The organism is Rhizobium sp. TH2, from assembly GCF_024707525.1.
GTDB lineage: Bacteria > Pseudomonadota > Alphaproteobacteria > Rhizobiales > Rhizobiaceae > Rhizobium_E.
Window position 1 is genome coordinate 1,926,486 of the sequence record NZ_CP062231.1, and the last position, 21,367, is coordinate 1,947,852.

Consider the following 21,367-nt stretch of genomic DNA (forward strand, 5'->3'; position numbering starts at 1 on the left):
AGTCACGTTAACCAGAATTTTGGGAGGAATTCATGCGACGACTGTTGACGACTTCTCTTGCCATGGCGGCTCTCGCCTGGCTCTCCGCGACCGCTTATGGTGCGGACAAGACCCTCGCTATCGTGGTCAAAGGCCTCGATAATCCTTTCTTCGAGCAGATCAATCTCGGTTGCCAGAAGTGGAATGCCGAGAATGCTAGCTCGGGCTACAAATGCCTTTATACAGGCCCCGCATCGAGCGCCGATGAAGCCGGTGAGGTGCAGATCGTCGAGGACCTGCTCAATCGCCCCGATGTCGTGGCGATCGCGATTTCACCATCCAACGCGCCGCTGATGGCGAACCTCTTGAAGAAGGCCCAGCCCAAGATTCCGGTCATGACCATCGATGCCGATCTCTCCGCTGCTGATGCGGGTCTACGCAAGACCTACCTCGGCACCGACAACTATCTGATGGGCGTGAAATTCGCCGAGCATTTGAAAAAGCTGAAGCCCGAAGGCGGCACGGTGTGCCTGCAGCTCGGAAACGTGGCGGCCGACAACATCAATCAACGTGCCGCCGGCACGCGTGATACGCTGTCGGGCAAGAAGGGAATCGAGCGGCTTGCCGGCGAAGGCGGCTGGACCGAGATCGACGGTTGCCCGGTCTTCACCAATGACCAGATCGATCTGGCCAACCAGCAGATGGCGGATACGTTCACTGCCCATCCCGATCTCACAGCCTTCATGCTGATCGGCGGCTGGGCGCAGTTCGCCCCGCAGGCCTATGCCGGGGTTACGGACCAGGTGATGGACAAGCTCAAGTCCAAGACGCTCGCCATCGTCGCCGGTGACACCCTGCCGCCGCAGATGGATGCGCTGAAGGCCGGACGCAGCCACGTGCAGGTGGGACAGCGGCCGTTCGAAATGGGCTATCGCGCACCGACGGTTATGATCGAACTGATCGAGGGCAAGACCGTCGAGCCGATCATCTTCACCGGTCTCGACGAATGCACGCAGGAAACTGCCGAGACCTGCATTGCCAAGTAGGCAGTGCTCCGGGTCCCGGCACTGACTTCCGGGACCCGTTTTCATCGCCGCCAACGTCTCACCGGCCCTTCTGGACTGCCGGAGGGAGGCGCTTTGTCAAAAATTCGAGCATGACGCTCGACAGAGGAGGAAATCATGAAACTGAGATATGCAATCGCAGCGCTGCTCGTGGCGACCGCCTTCACCGTGCCGGGCGCCCAGGCGCAGGAAAAGAAACAGCTCGCATTCGTCGTCAACGGCGCATCCGACTTCTGGAAGCTGGCCGAAGCCGGCGTCCGCAAGGCGCAGGAAGAACTGCCGAACTACGAACTGAGCTTGAAATATCCCGAGCAGGCGGCCGCCGCCGTACAGCAGCGGTTGATGGACGACCTCGTGGCCGCAGGCGTTTCAGCCATCATGGTCAGCGCGGTCGATCCGAAGTCCTCGACCGATGCGCTCAACCGCGTCGGCGGACAGGTGCCGCTGTTCACCACGGACAGCGATGCGCCCGATACCAATCGTATCGCCTATATCGGTTCGTCCAACACCGATGCCGGCAAGCAGGCGGGCGAGATCGCACTCAAGGCATTGCCCGATGGCGGCAAGTGTATCGGCTTCGTCGGCCTGCCGGGCGCGGACAATGCCCGCGAGCGCATCGACGGCATGAAGTCGGTGATCGCGGGCTCCAAGGTCGAGCTGATCGACGTGCGCGGCGACGACATCGACATGACGCGCGCCAAGCGAAACGTCGAGGACGCGCTGGCCGCCAACCCCGACATCACCTGCATGGTCGGCTTCTATTCATACAATCCGCCCCGCATTTACGAGGTGCTGAAGGAAGCCGGCAAACTTGGCCAGATCACCGTCGTGGCGTTTGATGAGGATCCGATCACCTTGGGTGGCGTTCGCGAAGGCACGATCGCCGGCACCGTCGTGCAACAGCCTTACGAATGGGGCTACCAGGGCATGAAGCTGATGGCCAAGTATCTCGAAGGCGATAAATCCGTCGTCCCCGCCAACAAGCTGATCATCGTGCCGACGGCGATCATCGACAAGGCAAATGTCGATGCATTCGAGGCCGAACTGAAGTCGCGCATCGGCGGCTGACACCTCGAAGGATACAGGCCGGCAACGTCCTCAAACCTCCCGCCGGCCTGTATTTCCTGTATAGCTAGCGTTTCGCCACCAGACATTGATGCAATGCCCGACCCGTTCATTCAGATCTCGAATGTCAGCAAACAATATCCCGGCGTCCTGGCGCTCGATGGCGTGAGCCTGTCGGTCGCGCCGGGCGAGGTGCTGGGCATCGTCGGAGAGAACGGCGCGGGAAAATCCACGCTGATGAAGATTCTCGGCGGCGTGGTGGAACCGACATCTGGCAGCATCACGGTGGATGGTATCGAGTCCAACCGCCTGACGGTTGCCGGTTCCATGGCCGCCGGCATCGCGTTCGTGCATCAGGAACTCAATCTTTTCGAGAACCTGACGGCCGCGGCCAATATCTTCATCGGCCGCGAGCCGCTGATGGGCGGAGCTTTGCGCCTGATCGACAACAAGCGCGTGACCGAACTTGCGGCCCCGCTTCTGAAGCAACTGGGTGCCGAATTCAGCCCCGATACGCTCGTCGGATCTCTTTCGCTTGCCGAGATGCAACTGGTCGAGATTGCCAAGTCGCTGTCGCGCAAGTCGCGGCTGATCATCATGGATGAACCGACATCCAGCCTGACGGCAACCGAGACCGAACGCCTGATCGCCGTCATTGGCGCGCTGAAGGCTGGCGGCGTCAGCATCGTTTTCATTTCGCACCGGCTGATGGAGGTCGAGCGATGCGCCGACCGGGTCGTGGTGCTCCGTGACGGCAAGCAGGTCGCGGCACTCGAGCGATCGCAAATCAACGCGGATACGATGATCCGGCAGATGATCGGGCGCGACCTCAAGACGCTCTATCGTACGCCCAAGGCGCCGCCGGGCACGCCCGTGCTGGAGTTGGACAAGATCAGGACATCACACTGGCCGGATCGTGCGGTCGACCTCACGGTTAGGCACGGCGAAATCGTCGGGCTGGCGGGCCTCGTCGGATCAGGGCGCACCGAACTTGCCTGCACCATCTTCGGCCTTGATCCGCCAAAGGGCGGCGCGATCCGAATCGATGGCAGATCGACGAGAATTGACACACCACGCGATGCGATCGAGCGCGGCATTTACCTGATCCCCGAGGATCGCAAGCGGTCGGGTCTGGTGCTCGATTTTTCGATCCGCAACAACGTCACGCTCGCCAACTTGCCTAGATATGCGCGCGGTGGGCTTGTGGATGTGCGCGCCGAGGGCGGCGTTGCCGAGAGGCAGCGGTCGAAGCTCGACATCAGGGCGAGGGATGTCGCGCTCGGCGTGGGATCGCTTTCGGGGGGCAACCAGCAGAAGGTGGTGCTGGCGAAATGGCTGTCCATGGCACCCAGGCTGCTGATCTTCGACGAGCCGACCCGCGGCATCGATATCGGCGCCAAGAACGAGATCTACCAACTCATGCGCGACCTTGCGGACCAGGGCGTCGGCATCCTGATGATCTCGAGCGACATGGAAGAAATCATCGGCGTCAGCGATCGTGTCGCGGTGATGCACGAAGGGGCGATTGCCGGCTTCCTGGAGCGGGCGGATTTGAGCGAGCCGGCGATCATGTCGCTGGCCGTGGGGAGACACTGATATGACATTGAACGGAAAGCCGGAGCCTCAAGCATGATCAACCGCAAGGACCTGTGGCTTCTGATCCTGATCCTGGTCGTGGGCGCGATCGTGGCATTGATCAATCCGAGATTTCTCTCGCCGATCAACCTCTCCAACACCGCCAACCTGATCGGACTGTTCGGCATTTTCGCGATCGCCCAGGCCTTCGTCATCATATCCGGCGGCATCGAGCTCTCCGTCGGCTCGATCATAGCGCTGCTCGGCGTGATATTCGTCGATCTGGTGGCGCTCGGTACGCTGCACTGGAGCCTGGCCTTCATTGCCGTCATCGTGCTGGGCTGTCTGATCGGTCTCGTGCACGGCTTTCTCGTCGCCAAGGTCGGGCTCCAGCCCTTTGTCGTGACACTATGCGGCCTGCTGATCTATCGCGGTGCGGCGCGTTATTATACCGATGACGCGACGGCGGGGTTTCCCTTCGGCGCGAGTTTTCCGACGCTCGAATGGCTTACCACGGGTAGGTTCTACGGTATTCCGCACAGTCTGATCGCGTTCCTGATCATCACCGTGATCATGGGCATCGTGCTGCACAAGTCGGTCTTCGGCCGCTACCTGCTGGCTGTCGGCAAGAATGAGGAGGCCGCGCGCTACAGCGGCATCGGTACGTCGAAAATTACCATCGCGGCCTATGTCATCTGCTGCGGGCTGACCGCGCTCGCGGCCATCTTCATCGCCATGTACACGCGCTCTATCTCGCCCTCGTCGCATGGGAATTTCTACGAACTCTACGCCATCGCAGCGGCCGTACTTGGCGGTTGTTCTCTAAGGGGCGGGGAGGGATCGATCGTCGGCGTGGTGCTCGGAACAGTGCTGCTGCAGGTGCTGCAGAATCTCGTCAACCTGCTCGGCATTCCGAGTTCGCTCAACTTCGCCGTCATGGGCTCGGTCATTCTGCTCGGTGTTCTGGCCGACCAGCAGTTTTCACGACGCACGCCGATGGGCCGACGGTAAATCGAAGTGATAGCGCAAGTGAGCCGGAATGCTGCTGCGAAACCGTAGAATAGATTTCCGCTTGAGGCCATACTTATCGGGCTTGCGATTGGCGCCAGTGATTGCAAGGACGCGTCACATCACCGCTCCTGTCTGCCAAGGTACGAATTCGACGCCGCCGAACCCCAGCGCCTCGGATTTCGTCGCTTCCCCTGACGCGACACGGACAAAAGCGTCGAAGATTTCCTGGCCTTTTTGTGCGAGCGAAACGCCTTGGAGAATGTCGCCCGTGTTGACATCCATGTCTTCCTTCAACCGCTCATACATCTCGGAGTTTGTTGCGACCTTGATGCAGGGAACGGGCTTGTATCCCGAAACCGAGCCCCGGCCCGTGGTGAAGACTATGAGGTTCGCGCCGGAGGCGACTTGCCCGGTGACGGAGCAGGGATCGTAGCCGGGGCTGTCCATGAACACGAACCCCTTCTTGTCGATGGCCTCGCCGTAAAGGTAGACTTCTTCGAGCGGCGCGGAACCGCCTTTCGCGACCGCTCCGAGGCTTTTTTCCAGGATGGTCGTCAGGCCGCCCTTCTTGTTGCCGGGGCTGGGATTGTTGTTCATCTCCCCGCCGTTGCGAGCGGCATAGTCCTCCCACCATCGAATGCGATCGAGCAGTTTTTCGGCAACTGCCGGACTGACCGCCCTGCGGGTGAGGAGATGCTCGGCACCATAGATTTCGGAGGTCTCGGACAGGATCGTCGTTCCGCCGTACGAGACCAGAATGTCAGACGCGACGCCGAGCGCCGGGTTGGCGGTGATGCCGGAATAGCCGTCCGAACCGCCGCATTGCATGCCGATGACGAGTTCCGACACGGGAGCGGGTTCGCGTATACAGGCGTCCGCGATTTCGGCCATCTCGCGCAACGCCTCGACGCCACGCTCGACGGTGACGCGGGTGCCACCGTTCTCCTGAATTGTGAGATGTCTGAAATTGTTGTCCGGGCGCATTCGACCCTTGCCGACCAGACCCGGGATTTGCATGACCTCGCAACCCAGTCCGACGAGAAGTATGCCGCCAAAATTCGGATGCCGGGCATATCCCCGCAGTGTCCTGAACAAGGTCTGATATCCCTCGTCCGAACCGCTCATCCCACACCCGCTCCCGTGCGAGATCGGAACAATCCCATCGACGTTCCTGAGGGCTTTGAACCAGTCGGTCTTTTCGGCTTCTTCCGCGATGAAGCGGGCGACCGATCCAGAACAGTTGACCGACGTCAGGACCCCCAGATAGTTCCGCGTGCCAACACGACCGTCGGCCCGCCTGTAGCCCATGAAGGTTCTGAGGTCTTTATTTCGCTCGACATCCGCAACAATAGAAGACCCCGCTTCGGCAGGCGAGTGTGTCGCCATTCCAAGATTCTGGACGTGCACGTGAGCGCCCGCGGGGACGTCAGCCGTCGCCTGGCCGATGATCTGACCGTAACGCAGCACGAGTTCGCCTTGAGCGATCGCTCTGAGCGCGATCTTGTGTGCCCGCGGTATGTGCTCCAACAGTGTCACGCCAACCACGCTCGTGCCCGCGGGGAGATCGGCAAGCGCTATCGCGACGTCATCGGTCTCGGCGAGCACAATATGGTTCAACGACATCACTTTACTCCAGCGAGCGCGCCGCCGATCCCGGCCGCGCCGCCCGTCACGATGACGACTTTGTCTTCAAGTCCAAGATTCATGGTATTTCCGTCGTTGTGCGAAGCGGCTGGCCCACCGTGGCAGGCCAGCCTGGGTTCGATCAGTCGTAGAGCACGGCTGCGATTTCAGGGTTGTCCATGGTCGTTTTGTCGTACCAGTAGAAGCCCGTGTCGATCGTCTTGGGGAGCGTCTCGCCCTTGAGGGCCATGACAGCCGCCTTGACGGTCTCGTAGCCGATGCCGACCGGGTTCTGCGTAATGGCCCCGGCCATGATTCCATCCTTGATGGCCTGCTTCTGCGCCGTGCCGGAGTCGTAGCCGATCACGATCACGCCCTTGGTGCCTGTTTCCTTGATGGCGTTGACGACGCCGATCGCGGAACCTTCGTTCGCGCCGAAGAAGCCCTTGAGGTCAGAATTCGCCGCAAGGATCGTCTTGGCGATCTCGGTCGACATGAGCTGGTCGCCGCCACCGTACTGGATGTCGACGATCTCGACATTGGGATGCTTCTCCTTCATGCGGTTCACGAAGCCGTCACGACGGTCGATGCCCGTCCGGGACGTCTGGTCGTGGACCACGAGCGCCACTTTGCCCTGACCGCCGATCAACTCGGCCATCTTGTCAGCCGCCAGTGCCGCAGCGGCGACGTTGTCAGTCGTTGCAGTGGTCATGGGGATGTCGCTGTCGACACCCGAGTCGAACGCGATGACCGGGATCTTGGCATCGTGCGCCTGCTTGAGAAGCGGGATGGCAGCCTGTGTGTCGAGAGCGGCGAAGCCGATTGCCTGCGGGCCCTTGGCGAGGGCGGCCGAGAGCATGTCGATCTGCTTGTCGACCTGCGTCTCGTTGTCCGGACCCTCGAAGGTGACCTCGACGTTGAACTCGGCCGCAGCCTTGTCCGCGCCGGCCTTCACGGCCTGCCAGAACTGATGCTGGAAGCCCTTCGAGATCAGCGGGATGTAGATCTTGTCCTGGGCATGCGCTACCCCTCCGGCGCTCAGGATGGCGACAGCGCTCATTGCTGCCAGTAGGTTTCTTCTCGTAATCATTCCTCACTCCTCCTATGTTCGGCGACATGCCGAGTTACGATTCAGATTTCCTTGGGGGCATCAGCCGCTGTCACACGCGGCTCCGCCCGGTCAGGTGCGTTGGCGGCGGACCATGTCCGCGTAGACCGCCAGGATGATGATCAGCCCTGTCACGATCGTCTGCCATTCCTGTGCCACCGACAGGATGCGGAGACCGTTCAGCAGGACCGACATGATGAAGGCGCCGATGATTGTGCCGAGGATCGAGCCGCGGCCTCCCGCCAGGGAAGTGCCTCCAATGACCACGGCTGCGATGGCATCCAGCTCATAGCCAAGGCCGAGCGCGGGCTGCGCGGAGTTGAGCCGCGAAGCGATGATGAGACCTGCGATCCCGCAGACGCCGCCCGACAGGCTGTAGACGCAGATTTTCCAGAAGTCGGTGTCCACGCCGGAGAGACGCGCGGCTTCCTCGTTTGAGCCCAATGCGAACGTGTAGCGTCCAAGGGCTGTGCGGTTGAGAACAAACGCGACGAACACAGCCAGGACAAAGAGAACGAGCACGCCATTCGGGATGGGAAGGAACGGGAAGACCGTGCCGATCAACGAACCTGTCGAAATTTGCGAAAAGCCGGGCGTGCCATTGAAGTAGATGGGCTTGGTTCCGGAGATGACGAGAGACGCGCCCTTCAGGATAAGCATCATGCCGAGGGTGGCGATGAAGGGCGGGACCTTCATTCTGGCGATGAGCGTGCCCGAGATGAACCCACAGAGGGCGCCCATGCCGATTGCCGCCACGATGCCGAACGGGAGCGGCATCCCCAGATAGGTCAGGACCACGCCGGCGATCACCGCCGTGAAGGTCATCAGCGTTCCTACCGAAAGGTCGATGCCTCCCGTTATGATGACCATGGTGACCGCAACTGCCAGAACCCCGTTCACGGACGTGGCCTGGAGGATGCCGATGATGTTGGACGTCTGCAGGAACTTGTCGGATGCCAGGCTGAAGAAGATCAGCATTGCGATCAGGCTGGCAAATGCGAGAAGCTTCTGATGAACGCCGGACGACGTCCGCTTCTTCACCTCGGTCTGTATGGTCATGGTCATGCGGCTTCTCCCCCGATCTCCACCCGGCGCTGGGTGGCCAGATGCATGATTTCTTCTTGTGTCGTTTGCTTCCCCCCGGGGAGGATGCCTGTCAGGAGGCCCTCACACATCACCGCGATGCGGTGAGACAATCTGAGCACTTCGGGGAGTTCCGACGAGATGACGATGATCGCCTTGCCTTCCTGGGCGAGGGCCTGCATCAGGCGGTAAATTTCGGATTTCGCGCCGACATCGATGCCCCGGGTGGGTTCGTCGAAAATCAGGATGTCGCAGTTGCGCAGCAGCCATTTTGCCAGCACGACCTTCTGCTGGTTTCCGCCGGACAGCAGCCGGACCTCCTGGCGTTCCGACGGAGTGCGGATGCTCAACTGCTTGATGTAGTCACGGGCGATCTGTGCAAGCTTGCCGTCGTCGATGACGCCGATCCCGTTCGAGAAGCGCGCGAGGTTGGGCAGACCGACATTCGCGGTCAGGTCGAGACCGAGCGCCAGGCCCAGATGCTTGCGGTCCTCCGAAAGATATCCGATCCCCGCGGAAACCGCGTCCTTGGGGCTTTTGATGGCAGCCGTTTTCCCGTGGACGATGATGTCGCCGGCTTCTCTGCGGTCCGCACCGAAGATCAGTCGCGCGACCTCGGTTCTGCCGGCTCCCATCAAACCAGCAAATCCCAGGATTTCGCCTGCCTTGAGGCTGAAGCTGACGTCTTGAACCGCCTTGCCACGACGAAGCCCGCGCACCTCCAGCGCTGTCGGCGCGTCGGAGAGATCTGGGATGGCGGCTTCGGTATTGTCGAGCTCGCGGCCGACCATCATGGATATGATCTTCGAAATCGGCGTCTCGGATGCCTTGACGGTACCAACATACGCGCCGTCCCGCATGATCGTGACACGGTCCGAAATCTTTTTGATCTCGTCCATCTTGTGACTGATGTAGACGATGCCGACGCCTTCGGATTTCAGGCGCTCGATGATCGTGAAAAGCTCGTTCACTTCCGTGTCGTTGAGGGCGGCCGTCGGCTCATCCATGACAAGGACGCGGGATTTGTGCGACAGGCTCTTGGCGATCTCGACCATCTGTTGCTGCGCCACGGACAGGGTGCGCACTTCCGCGCGCGGGTCGATGGCGACGTTCATGGCCGAGAATATCTCTCGCGCCGCGTGGTTGAGGGCGTCTTCATCCAGTCGCCAGAAACGCTTGCGAGGTTCGCGGCCAATGAAGATGTTCTGGGCGACGGTGAGATCATTCATCAGGGCGAGCTCCTGATGGATCATGCCGATTCCGAGGGCTTGCGCCGCGTGCGGACTGGGGATCGTCACTTCGTTGCCGGCGACCCGGATCGTGCCGCCATCCGGCCGCCAGATACCGGATAGAGTCTTCATCAACGTCGATTTTCCGGCCCCGTTCTCTCCCATCAGCGCGTGAACCTCGCCTGCCTGCAGGTCAAAACTCACGCTTTTGAGCGCATGCACGCCGGGAAAGTGCTTGTCGATCGACTCGAGCCTTATGAGTTCAACCATGACCTGATTTCCATGCGGGCAAAGCGACGAGGACCTTGATCAAGCCTGACCGATCCGCTGCCAGCGCAGGCAGCCTTTCCGGCAGTTCATCCAACGCCAGGACGGTGGAGACAAGTTTGCCGCCATCGATATCGCCCGAGGCGAGAGCGTCCATCACATGCAAGAAGTCGGGCGTCTGGGCGTTCCGGCTCCCGACCAGCTTCATTTCACGCTTGTGGAATTCGGCATCGGAGAACGTCAAGTCTCCCTTGACGACCGAGACGAAAACGTAGGTCCCACCGTGCGCCACATGGCCGAACCCGGCTTCCATCGCCTTGGGACTTCCGGTCGCGTCGAAAACAACGTCGAAGCCGTCCGCCAACTCGCCTTCCAGCAGATGCCGATCCGGCATGTGCAGGCGGGAGAAGCCGAATGCCTTCGCGGCTTCGAGCCGCTCCGCGCTCATATCCATCAGATGGACTTCGGCACCCGCCAACCGGGCAAACAGCGCTGCCCCCAGACCTATCGGACCAGCTCCGGTGACGAGCACCCGGTCGCCCGTGGTCGCTTCGGAGCGCCGTACGGCGTGCGCGCCGATTGCAAGAAACTCCACCAGAGCGGCATCCCGCACCGATAATGCGGACGCGTCATATAGATTTCCGGCGGGGACGGCGATCCTCTCGCACATCCCTCCGTCACGGTGGACGCCGAGAACACCGATCGCCATGCAGCAGTTCGGCTTGCCGCGCAGACACGCTCGGCATTTTCCGCATGCGATATAGGGGTTGATCACGACCAGCTGGCCCTTGATCCATCCATCGGCGTCCGCGGCCACGTATCCCGACAGTTCGTGTCCGATGACGCGGGGATATTCGAGATAGGGATGCTTGCCTTCGAAAATGTGGTAGTCGGTGCCGCAGATGCCCGCAGCCGCGAGATCGATGAGCACCCATCCTGGAGGAGCGGCGACAGGCAGATCGCGCTCGAGCAGGCTGAACCGGCCCGGCTCCACGCATACGCCGCTCAACATCCGACGGCTCGAAGTCAACTGACTTTTCATTTGCCCTCCCGCAATTTGGTTTTTTATTATTATAAACAAATTTGGATGGCAAATGTTTTTAATCGTTTAAGAACAAAACATGTCGGATCGGTCACACTGCCGGGTTCAGCGCCTGAAGGAGACGGGGTTGCGCCAAGTCCACCCCCAACGCCTTTCCCCAATCGACGAACGCGCGAAGCCGCCGCTCCAGCTTCTGTTCGTGGTTCTGGCCAATGTCGGACAGCTTGTGGGCGAGGAACGGGTTGGAAAACCGATCCAGCGTCGTCGAGACGTAGCCAACGGCATCACTATCACCGCCCGCGAGGAAGACCGGCAGGACCTCCTCGCCATATAGGTCCTCGAGATCGCCCCGGATCACCGGATCGGACAACATGTCCTTCACGTAGGTCTGATGTCGACCGCTACGGAGCCATTGGGCGACGAGATAGGTATGACCCAGATTGAGGATGTAGAGCTTGCGCCGTTCCGTGGGACCGAGGTCTTCGACAATCTGAACACATGTATGGGAGCAGGGTACTCGCAGACCGGGTACGTTCTCGATCGCCCACAAGGCGTAAGGTTCGGCGACTGCGCCCGCAGGCTCGATCGGTTCGGACACGATCCGGTCAACGAGAGAGTTGACGAACAGAACCTGGGTGGAAACCCAATCGGCGAATTCACTTGAATAGCGCTGCGCCGCCCGAAGCACCTGTTCCCGGAGAACTCTCCCGTTCTCCGCGATCAATTCGGTCGGCATGATCTGAGGACCACTCCGGCCCGCGAGAAACCGCGCGTGCAACAGCATCGTGAGCTTGGCCGGAAACGACAAGTTCTGATCGTAGGTCAGCCTCTCGTCCGCCGGAGACGGAACGTAGCCCCGGTCGCCGGTGTTCGACAGGACGACCTCGACCTCTTCCACGAAAATCCGCCTGATCTCCTCCCAATCCTTTTCGGTACTCAAGGCCCGCTTGACCGAGGTCACGCGGCTTTCCTGCCGGACGGCAACCCCATCCACCAATCCTTCGATCCTCACGGTGTAGCCCTGCGGATCGGCCAATGCCGCCAATCGGCGGGCGCGTTCCGCGTTGCCGCTCGATTGCACGACGGTGATCGGCCCCATCGCGGAACCTGAAGCCAGGGCCTCAGAAATGAACAGGTCCGCGTGGGCTTGCAGAAAGCGGCTCGTGCCGAACTGGAGGATCGGAGTGATTGACATATTTCGCGTCTCATGATGAATGGTATTTTATGATAAAATACACTTCGGGTGATCGCAAGGGATATCGGTCTTGAAAATTGTGTGCGTCGGGGAGGGGATGGCAGAACTCCGCTCGAACGGCCTCGGCTATGCGGTGGGCTTTGCAGGAGACACTTTCAACACGGCCATCTACTGTCGCCGACGTCTCGCGCCTGACTATAGACAGGATTTCAATGGCTAGGACAGACGAACGTTTCCGCGAGGCATTCAACGCCACGCTCGAACTCTGCCAGGCGATGGCGCCCGGCGACCAATTGCCCTCCGAGAATGACTTGGCAACTCGGCTTGACGTTAGCCGAACGGTCGTGCGCGCGATTTTGGAGAAACTCCAGGGCGAGAAGATCATTGCCTGGGTGGGCCGGGAAAAGCGCCTGCTGAGAACACCTGAGGATACAGACAGGCTTGAGGTCCAGGAAGGGATGCTCGATGAGCAGCAGCTGGAGCGTCAATTCCTGGACTGGATTTTGCGCTTCGACGTTCCCCCGGGGACCGCCCTGAACGTCTCCGAACTCAGGCGTCGGTTTCCCGTGACTCCCCATATGCTTCACGAATTCCTAGCATCGCTCAGCAGGTTTGGGCTTGTGCGGCGTCGACCGAAGGGCGGATGGGAATTGGTGGGATTCACGCGCGAATTCGCGATCGAGCTATCCGAATTCCGGATGGTCCTCGAGTTGAATGCAGTATCCCATTTCGTTCAGCTTCCTCCCGAGGACCCGATCTGGGAACAGCTTGACGATCTCGAGCGAAAGCACGAGCGGCTTGCCGCCGAAATTGACGAACGCTTTCATGACTTTTCATTGCTCGACGAGGAGTTCCACACTTTGATCGACAGTGCTGTCCGCAACCGTTTCGCCGCCGAGTTCCAGAAGCTTATTTCACTGATCTTCCACTATCACTTCCAGTGGGACAAAACCGACGAGCGCCAGAGGAACGAAGCCGCCATCGGCGAACATCTGCGGCTGATCTCGGCGCTGAGAGCGCGGGACGGCGCGGCAGCCATAGCGGCGGCGACGGACCACCTCAAGACCTCGAAGCAGACTTTACTCTCCTCGCTTCGAGTACACTCCCTCGCCTGATGCGCTTCTCTGAAAGACGGTCCGTGAGCAGTCTTGCCAGTTGGGCGTTATGTTGGTCTGACGGGCCGATGGATCTCCAAAACCGCGCTCCGATGAAGGGCAATCTGCCGCGCGCTTGGTGCAGGCTGGATTCTCCGCAGAATCGGTAGTTGCCACGACAGCTGAAGAAGAGGCGTACCGCCCTGGAGGCCGTTGTCAATCGAGCCTAGAGGAGAGGCGCGACCGAACCTCCCATGATCAGTCCCGGTGCCTGTCGAGCCAGGATCGAAGCTCCTGATCTTCCTTTTCGAGCGATGAGGCATTCAGGAGCTTGCGCAGGATCGCCACCGTCACGGCGCGGGCACGAAGGTTGAAGAGCCCTTCGTCGCCATCGGCTCCATAAGGCCGATAGACCTCGAGCTTGGCATAAAGCTGCTGCAGCCGGTTCTGCACGCTTCTAAGCGATAGACCGCGCCGACGTGCGATGACGTTGTCGGTCAGTCCCAGGGAAATATCAAGCAGGATTTCGTACTCGCTTTCGGTCAGGCCGCCGGCGCGGTTTTGGCTTCGCTGCTGCAGTCCGCGCACCTCGCGGTCGATAACGCATTGGCTTTCGATGAAGATCGATCTCAGCGCCAGCCGCAGCCTGTCGTCGGATGCGGACTTGAGCACATAGCCATATGCAGCGCCCTCCGGAACGATCCGTGAAACACCCCTGACATAGGCTTCGTCGGCATAGTTGGACCAAAACAGGATGCGCGTATCGGGCCGCTCCTTCCAGATCGTGCGCGCCGCTTCGATGCCGTTGCGCACGCTCATTTGGAGGTCCATGATGATATGCGCCGCCTTGTACTCGCGGGCAAGCCTCTCTCCGGTGGTGCCACTTTCGGCCTCGATAACCTGGTCGCATTCAGGCAATGCCGCGCGCACGGCCTCATTGAGATAGGAGCGATGGAGAGGGTCGTCCTCGACAATGAGTACCTGCACCTTACTCACCCACGCTTTCAATGGGTAGGCTCACTTCAATGAATGTCCCCGGGTCATCCTTGTTCTTTGCGGCTTCGAAGCGAGCCGAAATCAGCCGGGCACGTGTCCGCATGTTATCGATGCCGCTGCCTGTGCGCTTTTGCGTCGAGGCCATCCCGATACCATTGTCGCGGATAGTGATCTTCAAATGCCTCCGCGTGGCCATGATTTCGACGGCCATCTCGGTAGCGCTGGCGTGGCGTATCGCGTTGTTGACGGCTTCCTGGGTAATCCTGAAAAGTGCTGTCGCGACGTTTCTTGGGAGATTATCAACCAGGCCTTCGGTTCGGTCGTCTATCACCCATTTGATCGCCGAGCCGCTGTCGCGTATCGAGCGTTCGAGATGGTTCTCAACCGCTTGTGCGAACCCGAACAACTGAAGGACAGCGGGCCGTGCCTCCTCGATGATTTGCCTGAGATCGTGCATGCAATGCTGCAAGCTGCGGAAAAGCGGCTCGATCATGTCGCTTGAAACATCGGAGGCATGCGTTAGTCGCTCCAACCGTCGGGAAAGCCTCGTGAGGTCGGCGAGCGTCTGGTCGTGCAAATCCATTCCGATGCGCTGGCGCTCGACTTCGAGTGCCTCCGTGAGCTTGAGTGCGCCCAGACGCAGACCTTCTTCGCGTGCCCGGGCTTCGGTTTCCACGATCGCGGAGCGTTTTGCCTGTTCGGCCGCGCGTAGAGCGAAGAAGTATGGCGCCAGCAGGTCCGCGATCGATCTGGCCCTGTCGAGATCGTCTTCGCCGTAGATATTAATCTGGTGGCTCGAACAGGTCAGCGCCCCGATCACATCGCCCTGTGCCTTGAGCGCAACGTGCAGACGGCTGCGGAGATCGCCCTCGAAGATCGGGGCCGAATGGGCTCCTTCGTAGTGGAAACGGATGTCGTTGCAGGCGTCGCCGGTGATCATCGTATCGACTTCGCCATAGAGAAGCGAGCGGATGGGGCTGCTGGAGATTGGCGCGGGTGGATTGCGCCCCCAGCCGGTCTCGAATGGGCTTTCATGGGCGGTATGGTATTTACCATCCAGCATGATGATGCAGACATCCATGTGATCATGGGGGATGATCTGGCTAACTTCGGCCGCGACCGCGCAGATGACGGAATGGAAATCGAGCTGGCCGGCAAGGAGCCTGGAGATCGTGAGATACTGGCCGAGCAGAGGGGTAGGGCCATGGTCCAGCATGCTTGAACTCCTCCCTGTGTGACGGTCTCCTGCCATCCATCCCATGTAAATAATGCCGCACCGTAGACCATCCCGTCTTGCGGAAGTCCGCATATTTGGTGCGGGAACCCGCAAGGCGGATGCCTTCACTCGCCTATACATCCAAATCGATCTGGGACATCATGTTTTTACTGGGGACAAGCGCCCCGGTGCAACAATATTTTCGGTCTCGTGGAGGACGAGGGCGAAATCCGACCAGTTGAAGGTCGACCACCAGGGAGAGAGACATGAAGATCAGGATGATACTCCTGGCGTCAGCAGCAGTGCTGGCTGCCTCTATGCCGATGTCCGCGACCGCTGACACTTCGAGCAAGAAAATTGCACTTTCCAACAACTATGCGGGCAATTCCTGGCGTCAGGCGATGTTGACGAGCTGGGACAAGGTTACAAAGGAAGCCGTCAAGGCCGGTGTTGTTGCGGCGGCCGATCCGTTTACCACCGCTGAGAACCAGGCCACGGAACAGGCGGCCCAGATCCAGAACATGATCCTTGAGGGCTATGACGCCATCGTGATCAATGCAGCTTCGCCGACCGCGCTCAACGGCGCCGTCAAGGAAGCCTGCGACGCAGGCATTGTGGTCGTGTCGTTCGACGGCATCGTCACCGAACCCTGCGCCTATCGCATCGCCGTCGACTTCAAGGCGATGGGTCTCAGCGAAGTGGAATATCTCGCCAAGAAGATGCCCAACGGTGGCAATCTTCTCGAGATCCGCGGCCTTGCCGGGGTGTTCGTCGATGATGAGATTTCCAAGGGCATCCACGAAGGTGTGGCGAAATATCCGCAGTTCAAGATCGTCGGCTCGGTGCACGGAGATTGGGCGCAGGATGTTGCCCAGAAGAATGTCGCCGGCATCCTCCCAAGCCTGCCCGAAATCGCCGCTGTCGTGACGCAGGGCGGGGACGGCTACGGCGCCGCTCAGGCATTCGCGGCAGCCAAGCGCCCCACACCGCTCATCATCATGGGCAACCGCGAGGACGAGCTGCAGTGGTGGAAAAAGGAGAAGGACGCCAGCGGCTATGAGACCATGTCGGTCTCGATCGCACCGGGTGTTTCGACGCTCGCCTTCTGGGTCGCCCAGCAGGTGCTCGATGGACAGAAAGTACCGCAAGATCTCGTCGTGCCGTTCCTGCGCATCGACCAGGAGAACCTCGAGCAGAACCTCGCCTCCACCCAGAAGGGTGGCGTGGCGAATGTCGAGTACTCGCTCGATGATGCGAAGAAGGTGATCGCCGACACGGCCAAGTAGGGACGTGCATTGCCGCTCTCGGCACGATAGAAAGACAATGCCGGCGCGGGTTCCGCCGCGCCGGCCCCCTTCGTTTTCATTTCAATATCGAGCGTAATCCGGGTTCATGACTGATGCTGCCGAGCATATGGCCGTCGTGGCCGCCGAAGGGGTCAAGGTCCATTTCGGCGCGGTCAAGGCGCTCGATGGCGTGGATCTCGCGATCGCGCCGGGCGAATGCGTCGGGCTCGTCGGCCACAACGGCGCCGGCAAATCCACCATCGTCAATGTCATCAACGGTGGCCTGAGGCCGCATGGGGGCGCCCTGCGCTATGCGGGTCGGGATGCCGGCAGTGGGATTGCGGTGGCGCGCGCCAATGGCGTTCGATGCGTGTTCCAGGAACTTTCGCTCTGCCCCAACCTGACCGTGGTCGAAAACACCCGCGTCATGCATCCCGAGCTCAAGGGCTTCGGTTGGCGCGGCAGGGCGCTGACAATCATTCGCGCCAAGCTCGACGAGATTTTCCCGGGCCATCGTATCGATTGCACCGCGGCTGTCGGCGACCTCACAATCGCCGAACGCCAGATGGTGGAGATCTCGATCACCTTCGCAACCGTCCATGATGCGCCGCGCCTCGTCATTCTCGACGAACCGACCTCCTCACTCGACGCCGGTCTTGCCAGGCAGTTGATGGATTATGTCCGCAAGTTTGTGACCAGTGGCGGCTCGGTGCTCCTCATCTCGCATATCTTGGGTGAAGTCCTCTCCACCACCGACCGCATCATCGTCATGAAGGACGGCAAGGTCGTAGCGAGCCGCCCCACGTCGGGCTTCGATATCCCGAGCCTCGTCCAGGCCATGGGCAATGTCGTCAAGGAACAGGCGCGTCAGGCCGGCGGGGTCCAGACCAGTGGCAAGCCGCTCGTCTATCTTCCAGCGATCCGTGGTCGCGGCTTGCCGTTCCGCGCTTACAAGGGTGAAGTGATCGGGCTTGCCGGTCTTGCCGGCCATGGCCAGACCGACATGCTGCTTTCGCTCTATCGCACGCTCAGCAGCGACTGGTTCCCGGGCCGCGGCCGCGACGTTGCCTTCGTCGCCGGTGACCGCAGCCTCAACGGCACCTTTCCGCTCTGGAGCATCCTGCGCAATCTCTCGATCTCGTCGCTCGGCAGTTCGTCCTCCGCCAGCTTCGTCAGGGAAGATCGCGAGACGGTGCTCGGCGAAGATTGGAAGAGGCGTATCGAGATCCGCACGCCTGACATGACCAACGGCATCCTGTCGCTCTCGGGTGGCAATCAGCAGAAGGTTCTCTTCGCCCGCGCGCTCGCCACCCACGCTGCGATGGTGCTGATGGACGACCCGATGCGCGGCGTCGATGTCGGCACCAAGCAGGAGGTCTATGCGATGCTGCGCAGCGAGGCTGCGGCCGGCCGCACCTTCATCTGGTACTCGACGGAAATGGACGAGATCCGCCTCTGTGACCGTGTCTATGTCTTCCGCAACGGCGCCATCGCGGCCGAACTCGCCGGCGACGACATCACCGAGGACAAGGTGCTGGAAGCCTCCTTCGAGGGGGAGGCGGCATGATGCGCCTTTCCGCCTCGACCATCCGTCAGATCGTGCCGGCGCTGTCGTTGGCGGTGCTGCTTGCTGCCGTTTTCTATATCCAGCCGCGCGCCATGAGCTATGTCGGGCTCAACCTGCTCTTCAATCTCGCCGTTCCGATCGCGCTCGCGACAGTGGCGCAGATGATGATCATGGCGGTCAACGACCTCGATCTCTCGATGGGTACCTTCGTCAGCTTTGCCGCCTGCGTGACGGCAACCTTCCTGCAGTCCGATCCGTTTCTCGGCATTCTCATCCTGGCAGGCGCGATCGCGGCTTACGCGGTGCTCGGCGTCGTCATCCATGTCAGGGAATTGCCGTCGATCGTCGTCACGCTTGGCATGAGCTTCGTCTGGGGCGGGCTCGCTGTCCTCATCCTGCCCGCGCCGGGCGGCACGGCGCCGGAATGGGTGCGCTGGCTGATGACCTCCAAGCCGCCCTTCGTGCCGATGGCGATCGTCGCCTCGGTCATCATTGCCCTCGTCGTCCATTTCGTCGTGATGCGGTCGACCTTCGGCGTGCTCGTCCGCGGTGTGGGCGGCAACGCACGCTCGGTCGAGCGCTCCGGCTGGTCGGTGCTGGCGATCCGTGCCGGCGCCTATGCTGCCGCCGGCTTCCTCGCCGTCCTGTCAGGCATCCTGCTCGTCGGCTTGACGACCTCGGCCGACGCCAATATCGCGCTGCGCTACACGCTGCTTTCGATTGCCGGCGTCATCCTCGGCGGCGGCGAGTTCGTCGGTGGTCGCGTGTCGCCCGTGGGTGCCGTCATCGGCGCGCTGACACTGGCGCTGGCCGGCTCATTCCTGTCCTTCCTGCGTATCTCGCCGGACTGGCAGATCGGTGCGCAGGGTGCGATCCTGATCATCGTGCTCGGGCTTCGACTGCTGCTCAACCGCTCTGAAAAGCGGGAGAAGCGCGCATGAGTTTCGTCGCCCGCAAGCCGTGGATCTGGTCCTATGCCGCGACACTGATCGTTTGGATGATCACGATCCTGTTCACCGGCGGCGCCAGCGCTGGTGGCCTCAGCCAGGCGGCCTTCACCTTCGCTGCCTTTTCGGTGCTGGTCGGCATCGGCCAGATGTTCGTCATCACGCTCGGCCCCGGCAACATCGATCTCTCGGTTCCGGCGACCATGACGCTCGCCGGCACGCTGTCGCTCAAATACATGGATGGCGGCGAGGGTCTGGTGCTCGCCGGCCTCGGCATTGCGATCCTTGTCGGCCTGGTCATCGGCACGTTGAACTACGCCCTGATCAAACTGCTGCGCATCCCGCCGATCATCGCCACGCTGTCGATGAGCTTCATCGTCCAATCGACGGCGATCTGGTCGAACCGTGGCCTGCGCATCAAGCCACCGGAAAGCCTCGCAACCTTCACGACGTCCGATCTGGTCGGCGTACCCAACATCGCCATCGTTTCAATTGTTCTCGCCTTGGCAGCCTGGCTTCTTCTGGAAAAGAGCATCTATGGCCGCTGGATCTCGGCCATCGGCCAGTCGCAATTCGCCGCGCGCATGGCCGGCATCCCGGTCGATGGCACGCGCTTCGTCACCTACGTGCTCTGCGCCGTGCTCGCCGCCATCTGCGGCTTCCTGTTTGCAAGCTTCTCCGGCGGCGCCGCGCTCAATATGGGTGCCGAATATCTGCTGACCTCGATCGCCGTCGTCGTCATCGGCGGTTCGGCGGTCGCGGGCGGCAATTCCAACGTGCCCGGCATCTGGGGCGCATCTCTCTTCATGTTTCTGGTCGTGTCGATGCTCAACACCTACGGCTTTGGCGCAGGCGTACGGCTCATCCTGACCGGGCTGATCATCATCGCCGTCATCCTGGTGGCGAGCGGCAAGTTCCGGACGGGACGCTGAGCACATCGGGAATGGAAGGATAGAAAATGAGCAATTCGTCGATCTATGAAATACATGATCCGCGCTTCCGCCATCTCGTCGTGGGAAGTGCGGCGCTCGATGAACTCTATTCGGATTGCCGATGGGCGGAAGGGCCGGTTTGGTTCGCCGATCTCAATTGCCTGATCTTCAGTGATATCCCCAACGAGCGCATGCTACGCTATTCGCAGGATGGCGAAGTCTCGGTATTCCGGCCGCGGTCGGACTTTGCCAACGGCAATACGCGTGACAACCAGGGCCGGCTCATCACCTGCCAGCACGGCGCGCGTCGCCTGGTCCGTACCGAGATCGACGGCACGATTACGGTGCTCGCCGACAGCTACCAGGGCAAGCGGCTCAACTCTCCCAATGACGTGGTGGTGAAGTCGGACGACACGATCTGGTTTACCGATCCGAGCTACGGCATCATGTCGAACTACGAGGGCTACAAGGCCGAGCCTGAGCAGGCGACGCGCAATGTCTACCGCCTCGATCCTGCAAGCGGAATGCTCACCGTTGTCGCCAGCGATTTCGGGCAGCCCAACGGCCTTGCCTTCTCGCCTGACGAATCCAAGCTCTACATCGCCGACTCCGCTCACAGCCACGACTCGAACTGGCCCGCCCATATCCGATCCTTCGATGTCCGGGCCGATGGCACGCTCGTCGGTGGCGACGAACTTTGCGTGATCGACAAGGGCCTGCCGGACGGTTTTCGCAGTGATATAGCCGGCAATATCTGGTCGAGCGCCGGCGATGGCGTTCACTGCTTCTCCTCGGAGGGCGAACTGCTCGGCAAGATCCTGGTGCCGCAGACAGTGTCCAACGTCACCTTCGGTGGACCGCGTCGCAACCGCCTGTTCGTCACCGCAACAAAGTCGCTTTACGCCGTTTACACGGCGACTTCCGGGGTACGGTTTTGTTAGGGTGGCCGAGAATCCCGCTTTGCCAGTAGAGATCATCGGCGTGCTCCACAACATCCCGCCGGAGCGTGGCAATTTCGAGGAAGCACGTTTTCAGCGCCTGTACAATTTTGCGCCGCCCGTCGAGGTGGGCGCAATACCTAGGCTTCC

General features: G+C 60.9%; 18 protein-coding genes. 10 read left to right on the top strand and 8 right to left on the bottom strand.

All coding sequences use genetic code 11. The features are described from left to right. Window positions 1-32 precede the first annotated feature (32 nt). The 4 genes from IHQ71_RS09725 to IHQ71_RS09740 all read left to right on the top strand — a co-directional run bounded on the left by IHQ71_RS09725 (window position 33) and on the right by IHQ71_RS09740 (window position 4,694). Window positions 33-1,025 carry a sugar-binding protein gene (locus tag IHQ71_RS09725; protein WP_258161770.1) on the top strand — a complete coding sequence of 331 codons (993 nt, stop codon included), beginning with the start codon at window positions 33-35 and terminating at the stop codon, window positions 1,023-1,025. Window positions 1,026-1,160: 135 nt separating this feature from the next. Further along, entirely contained in the window at window positions 1,161-2,111 is a 951-nt protein-coding gene (locus IHQ71_RS09730) for a sugar-binding protein (RefSeq protein ID WP_258161771.1), read from the top strand. Window positions 2,112-2,204: 93 nt separating this feature from the next. Then, entirely contained in the window at window positions 2,205-3,704 is a 1,500-nt protein-coding gene (locus IHQ71_RS09735) for a sugar ABC transporter ATP-binding protein (RefSeq protein WP_258161772.1), read from the top strand. A gap of 36 nt (window positions 3,705-3,740) precedes the next feature. Then, on the top strand, window positions 3,741-4,694 hold the full coding sequence (locus IHQ71_RS09740) for an ABC transporter permease (protein WP_258162792.1): 954 nt from the start codon (window positions 3,741-3,743) through the stop codon (window positions 4,692-4,694). A 114-nt stretch (window positions 4,695-4,808) separates the two neighbouring features. Here the strand turns inward: IHQ71_RS09740 and IHQ71_RS09745 are convergent, their stop codons facing one another. The 6 genes from IHQ71_RS09745 to IHQ71_RS09770 form a co-directional block, all read right to left on the bottom strand. Beyond that, window positions 4,809-6,317 (bottom strand): UxaA family hydrolase, encoded by a 1,509-nt coding sequence (locus tag IHQ71_RS09745; protein WP_258161773.1) that lies wholly within the window; start codon window positions 6,315-6,317, stop codon window positions 4,809-4,811. A gap of 142 nt (window positions 6,318-6,459) precedes the next feature. Continuing rightward, window positions 6,460-7,407, bottom strand: coding sequence for an ABC transporter substrate-binding protein (locus IHQ71_RS09750; protein WP_258161774.1), 948 nt, complete (start codon window positions 7,405-7,407; stop codon window positions 6,460-6,462). Window positions 7,408-7,497: 90 nt separating this feature from the next. Next, a complete protein-coding gene (locus IHQ71_RS09755) occupies window positions 7,498-8,490 on the bottom strand; it encodes an ABC transporter permease (RefSeq protein ID WP_258161775.1) in 993 nt (330 codons plus the stop codon). Further along, the gene (locus tag IHQ71_RS09760) at window positions 8,487-10,007 is read right to left on the bottom strand and encodes a sugar ABC transporter ATP-binding protein (RefSeq protein ID WP_258161776.1); all 1,521 of its coding nucleotides are present in this window, start codon (window positions 10,005-10,007) and stop codon (window positions 8,487-8,489) included. The genes IHQ71_RS09755 and IHQ71_RS09760 overlap by 4 nt, the downstream gene beginning before the upstream one ends. Continuing rightward, window positions 10,000-11,016 carry a zinc-binding alcohol dehydrogenase family protein gene (locus IHQ71_RS09765; RefSeq protein ID WP_258162793.1) on the bottom strand — a complete coding sequence of 339 codons (1,017 nt, stop codon included), beginning with the start codon at window positions 11,014-11,016 and terminating at the stop codon, window positions 10,000-10,002. The genes IHQ71_RS09760 and IHQ71_RS09765 overlap by 8 nt, the downstream gene beginning before the upstream one ends. A 121-nt stretch (window positions 11,017-11,137) precedes the next feature. After that, window positions 11,138-12,241: a mannitol dehydrogenase family protein gene (locus IHQ71_RS09770; RefSeq protein WP_258161777.1), complete on the bottom strand. Its 1,104-nt coding sequence runs from the start codon at window positions 12,239-12,241 to the stop codon at window positions 11,138-11,140. A gap of 140 nt (window positions 12,242-12,381) precedes the next feature. Between IHQ71_RS09770 and IHQ71_RS09775 the strand changes: the two genes are divergently transcribed. After that, window positions 12,382-13,356, top strand: coding sequence for a GntR family transcriptional regulator (locus tag IHQ71_RS09775; RefSeq protein ID WP_258161778.1), 975 nt, complete (start codon window positions 12,382-12,384; stop codon window positions 13,354-13,356). Window positions 13,357-13,593: 237 nt separating this feature from the next. On the opposite strand, the gene IHQ71_RS09780 is transcribed toward IHQ71_RS09775, so the two are convergent. After that, window positions 13,594-14,322 carry a response regulator transcription factor gene (locus tag IHQ71_RS09780; protein WP_258161779.1) on the bottom strand — a complete coding sequence of 243 codons (729 nt, stop codon included), beginning with the start codon at window positions 14,320-14,322 and terminating at the stop codon, window positions 13,594-13,596. A 1-nt stretch (window position 14,323) separates the two neighbouring features. Further along, the gene (locus tag IHQ71_RS09785; RefSeq protein WP_258161780.1) at window positions 14,324-15,547 is read right to left on the bottom strand and encodes a GAF domain-containing sensor histidine kinase; all 1,224 of its coding nucleotides are present in this window, start codon (window positions 15,545-15,547) and stop codon (window positions 14,324-14,326) included. A 266-nt stretch (window positions 15,548-15,813) separates the two neighbouring features. Here IHQ71_RS09785 and IHQ71_RS09790 point away from each other — a divergent pair, with 266 nt between their 5' ends. The 5 genes from IHQ71_RS09790 to IHQ71_RS09810 all read left to right on the top strand — a co-directional run bounded on the left by IHQ71_RS09790 (window position 15,814) and on the right by IHQ71_RS09810 (window position 21,220). Continuing rightward, the gene (locus tag IHQ71_RS09790; RefSeq protein ID WP_258161781.1) at window positions 15,814-16,833 is read left to right on the top strand and encodes an ABC transporter substrate-binding protein; all 1,020 of its coding nucleotides are present in this window, start codon (window positions 15,814-15,816) and stop codon (window positions 16,831-16,833) included. A gap of 106 nt (window positions 16,834-16,939) precedes the next feature. Further along, on the top strand, window positions 16,940-18,400 hold the full coding sequence (locus tag IHQ71_RS09795) for an ATP-binding cassette domain-containing protein (protein ID WP_258161782.1): 1,461 nt from the start codon (window positions 16,940-16,942) through the stop codon (window positions 18,398-18,400). Further along, complete coding sequence (locus IHQ71_RS09800; protein ID WP_258162794.1) at window positions 18,400-19,341, top strand: ABC transporter permease; 942 nt, start codon at window positions 18,400-18,402, stop codon at window positions 19,339-19,341. The genes IHQ71_RS09795 and IHQ71_RS09800 overlap by 1 nt, the downstream gene beginning before the upstream one ends. Next, entirely contained in the window at window positions 19,338-20,279 is a 942-nt protein-coding gene (locus IHQ71_RS09805; protein ID WP_258161783.1) for an ABC transporter permease, read from the top strand. The genes IHQ71_RS09800 and IHQ71_RS09805 overlap by 4 nt, the downstream gene beginning before the upstream one ends. A gap of 26 nt (window positions 20,280-20,305) precedes the next feature. Then, window positions 20,306-21,220, top strand: a complete 915-nt coding sequence (locus IHQ71_RS09810) for an SMP-30/gluconolactonase/LRE family protein (protein ID WP_258161784.1) — start codon at window positions 20,306-20,308, stop codon at window positions 21,218-21,220. The last annotated feature ends 147 nt before the right edge of the window (window positions 21,221-21,367 follow it).

Coding starts and splice junctions, on each gene's coding strand:
- IHQ71_RS09760 (WP_258161776.1), bottom strand. CDS start 10,007: ATGGTTGAACTCATAAGGCTCGAGTCGATCGACAAGCACTTTCCCGGC.
- IHQ71_RS09725 (WP_258161770.1), top strand. CDS start 33: ATGCGACGACTGTTGACGACTTCTCTTGCCATGGCGGCTCTCGCCTGG.
- IHQ71_RS09785 (WP_258161780.1), bottom strand. CDS start 15,547: ATGCTGGACCATGGCCCTACCCCTCTGCTCGGCCAGTATCTCACGATC.
- IHQ71_RS09765 (WP_258162793.1), bottom strand. CDS start 11,016: ATGTTGAGCGGCGTATGCGTGGAGCCGGGCCGGTTCAGCCTGCTCGAG.
- IHQ71_RS09750 (WP_258161774.1), bottom strand. CDS start 7,407: ATGATTACGAGAAGAAACCTACTGGCAGCAATGAGCGCTGTCGCCATC.
- IHQ71_RS09800 (WP_258162794.1), top strand. CDS start 18,400: ATGCGCCTTTCCGCCTCGACCATCCGTCAGATCGTGCCGGCGCTGTCG.
- IHQ71_RS09795 (WP_258161782.1), top strand. CDS start 16,940: ATGACTGATGCTGCCGAGCATATGGCCGTCGTGGCCGCCGAAGGGGTC.
- IHQ71_RS09755 (WP_258161775.1), bottom strand. CDS start 8,490: ATGACCATGACCATACAGACCGAGGTGAAGAAGCGGACGTCGTCCGGC.
- IHQ71_RS09745 (WP_258161773.1), bottom strand. CDS start 6,317: ATGTCGTTGAACCATATTGTGCTCGCCGAGACCGATGACGTCGCGATA.
- IHQ71_RS09790 (WP_258161781.1), top strand. CDS start 15,814: ATGAAGATCAGGATGATACTCCTGGCGTCAGCAGCAGTGCTGGCTGCC.
- IHQ71_RS09730 (WP_258161771.1), top strand. CDS start 1,161: ATGAAACTGAGATATGCAATCGCAGCGCTGCTCGTGGCGACCGCCTTC.
- IHQ71_RS09735 (WP_258161772.1), top strand. CDS start 2,205: ATGCCCGACCCGTTCATTCAGATCTCGAATGTCAGCAAACAATATCCC.
- IHQ71_RS09805 (WP_258161783.1), top strand. CDS start 19,338: ATGAGTTTCGTCGCCCGCAAGCCGTGGATCTGGTCCTATGCCGCGACA.
- IHQ71_RS09770 (WP_258161777.1), bottom strand. CDS start 12,241: ATGTCAATCACTCCGATCCTCCAGTTCGGCACGAGCCGCTTTCTGCAA.
- IHQ71_RS09810 (WP_258161784.1), top strand. CDS start 20,306: ATGAGCAATTCGTCGATCTATGAAATACATGATCCGCGCTTCCGCCAT.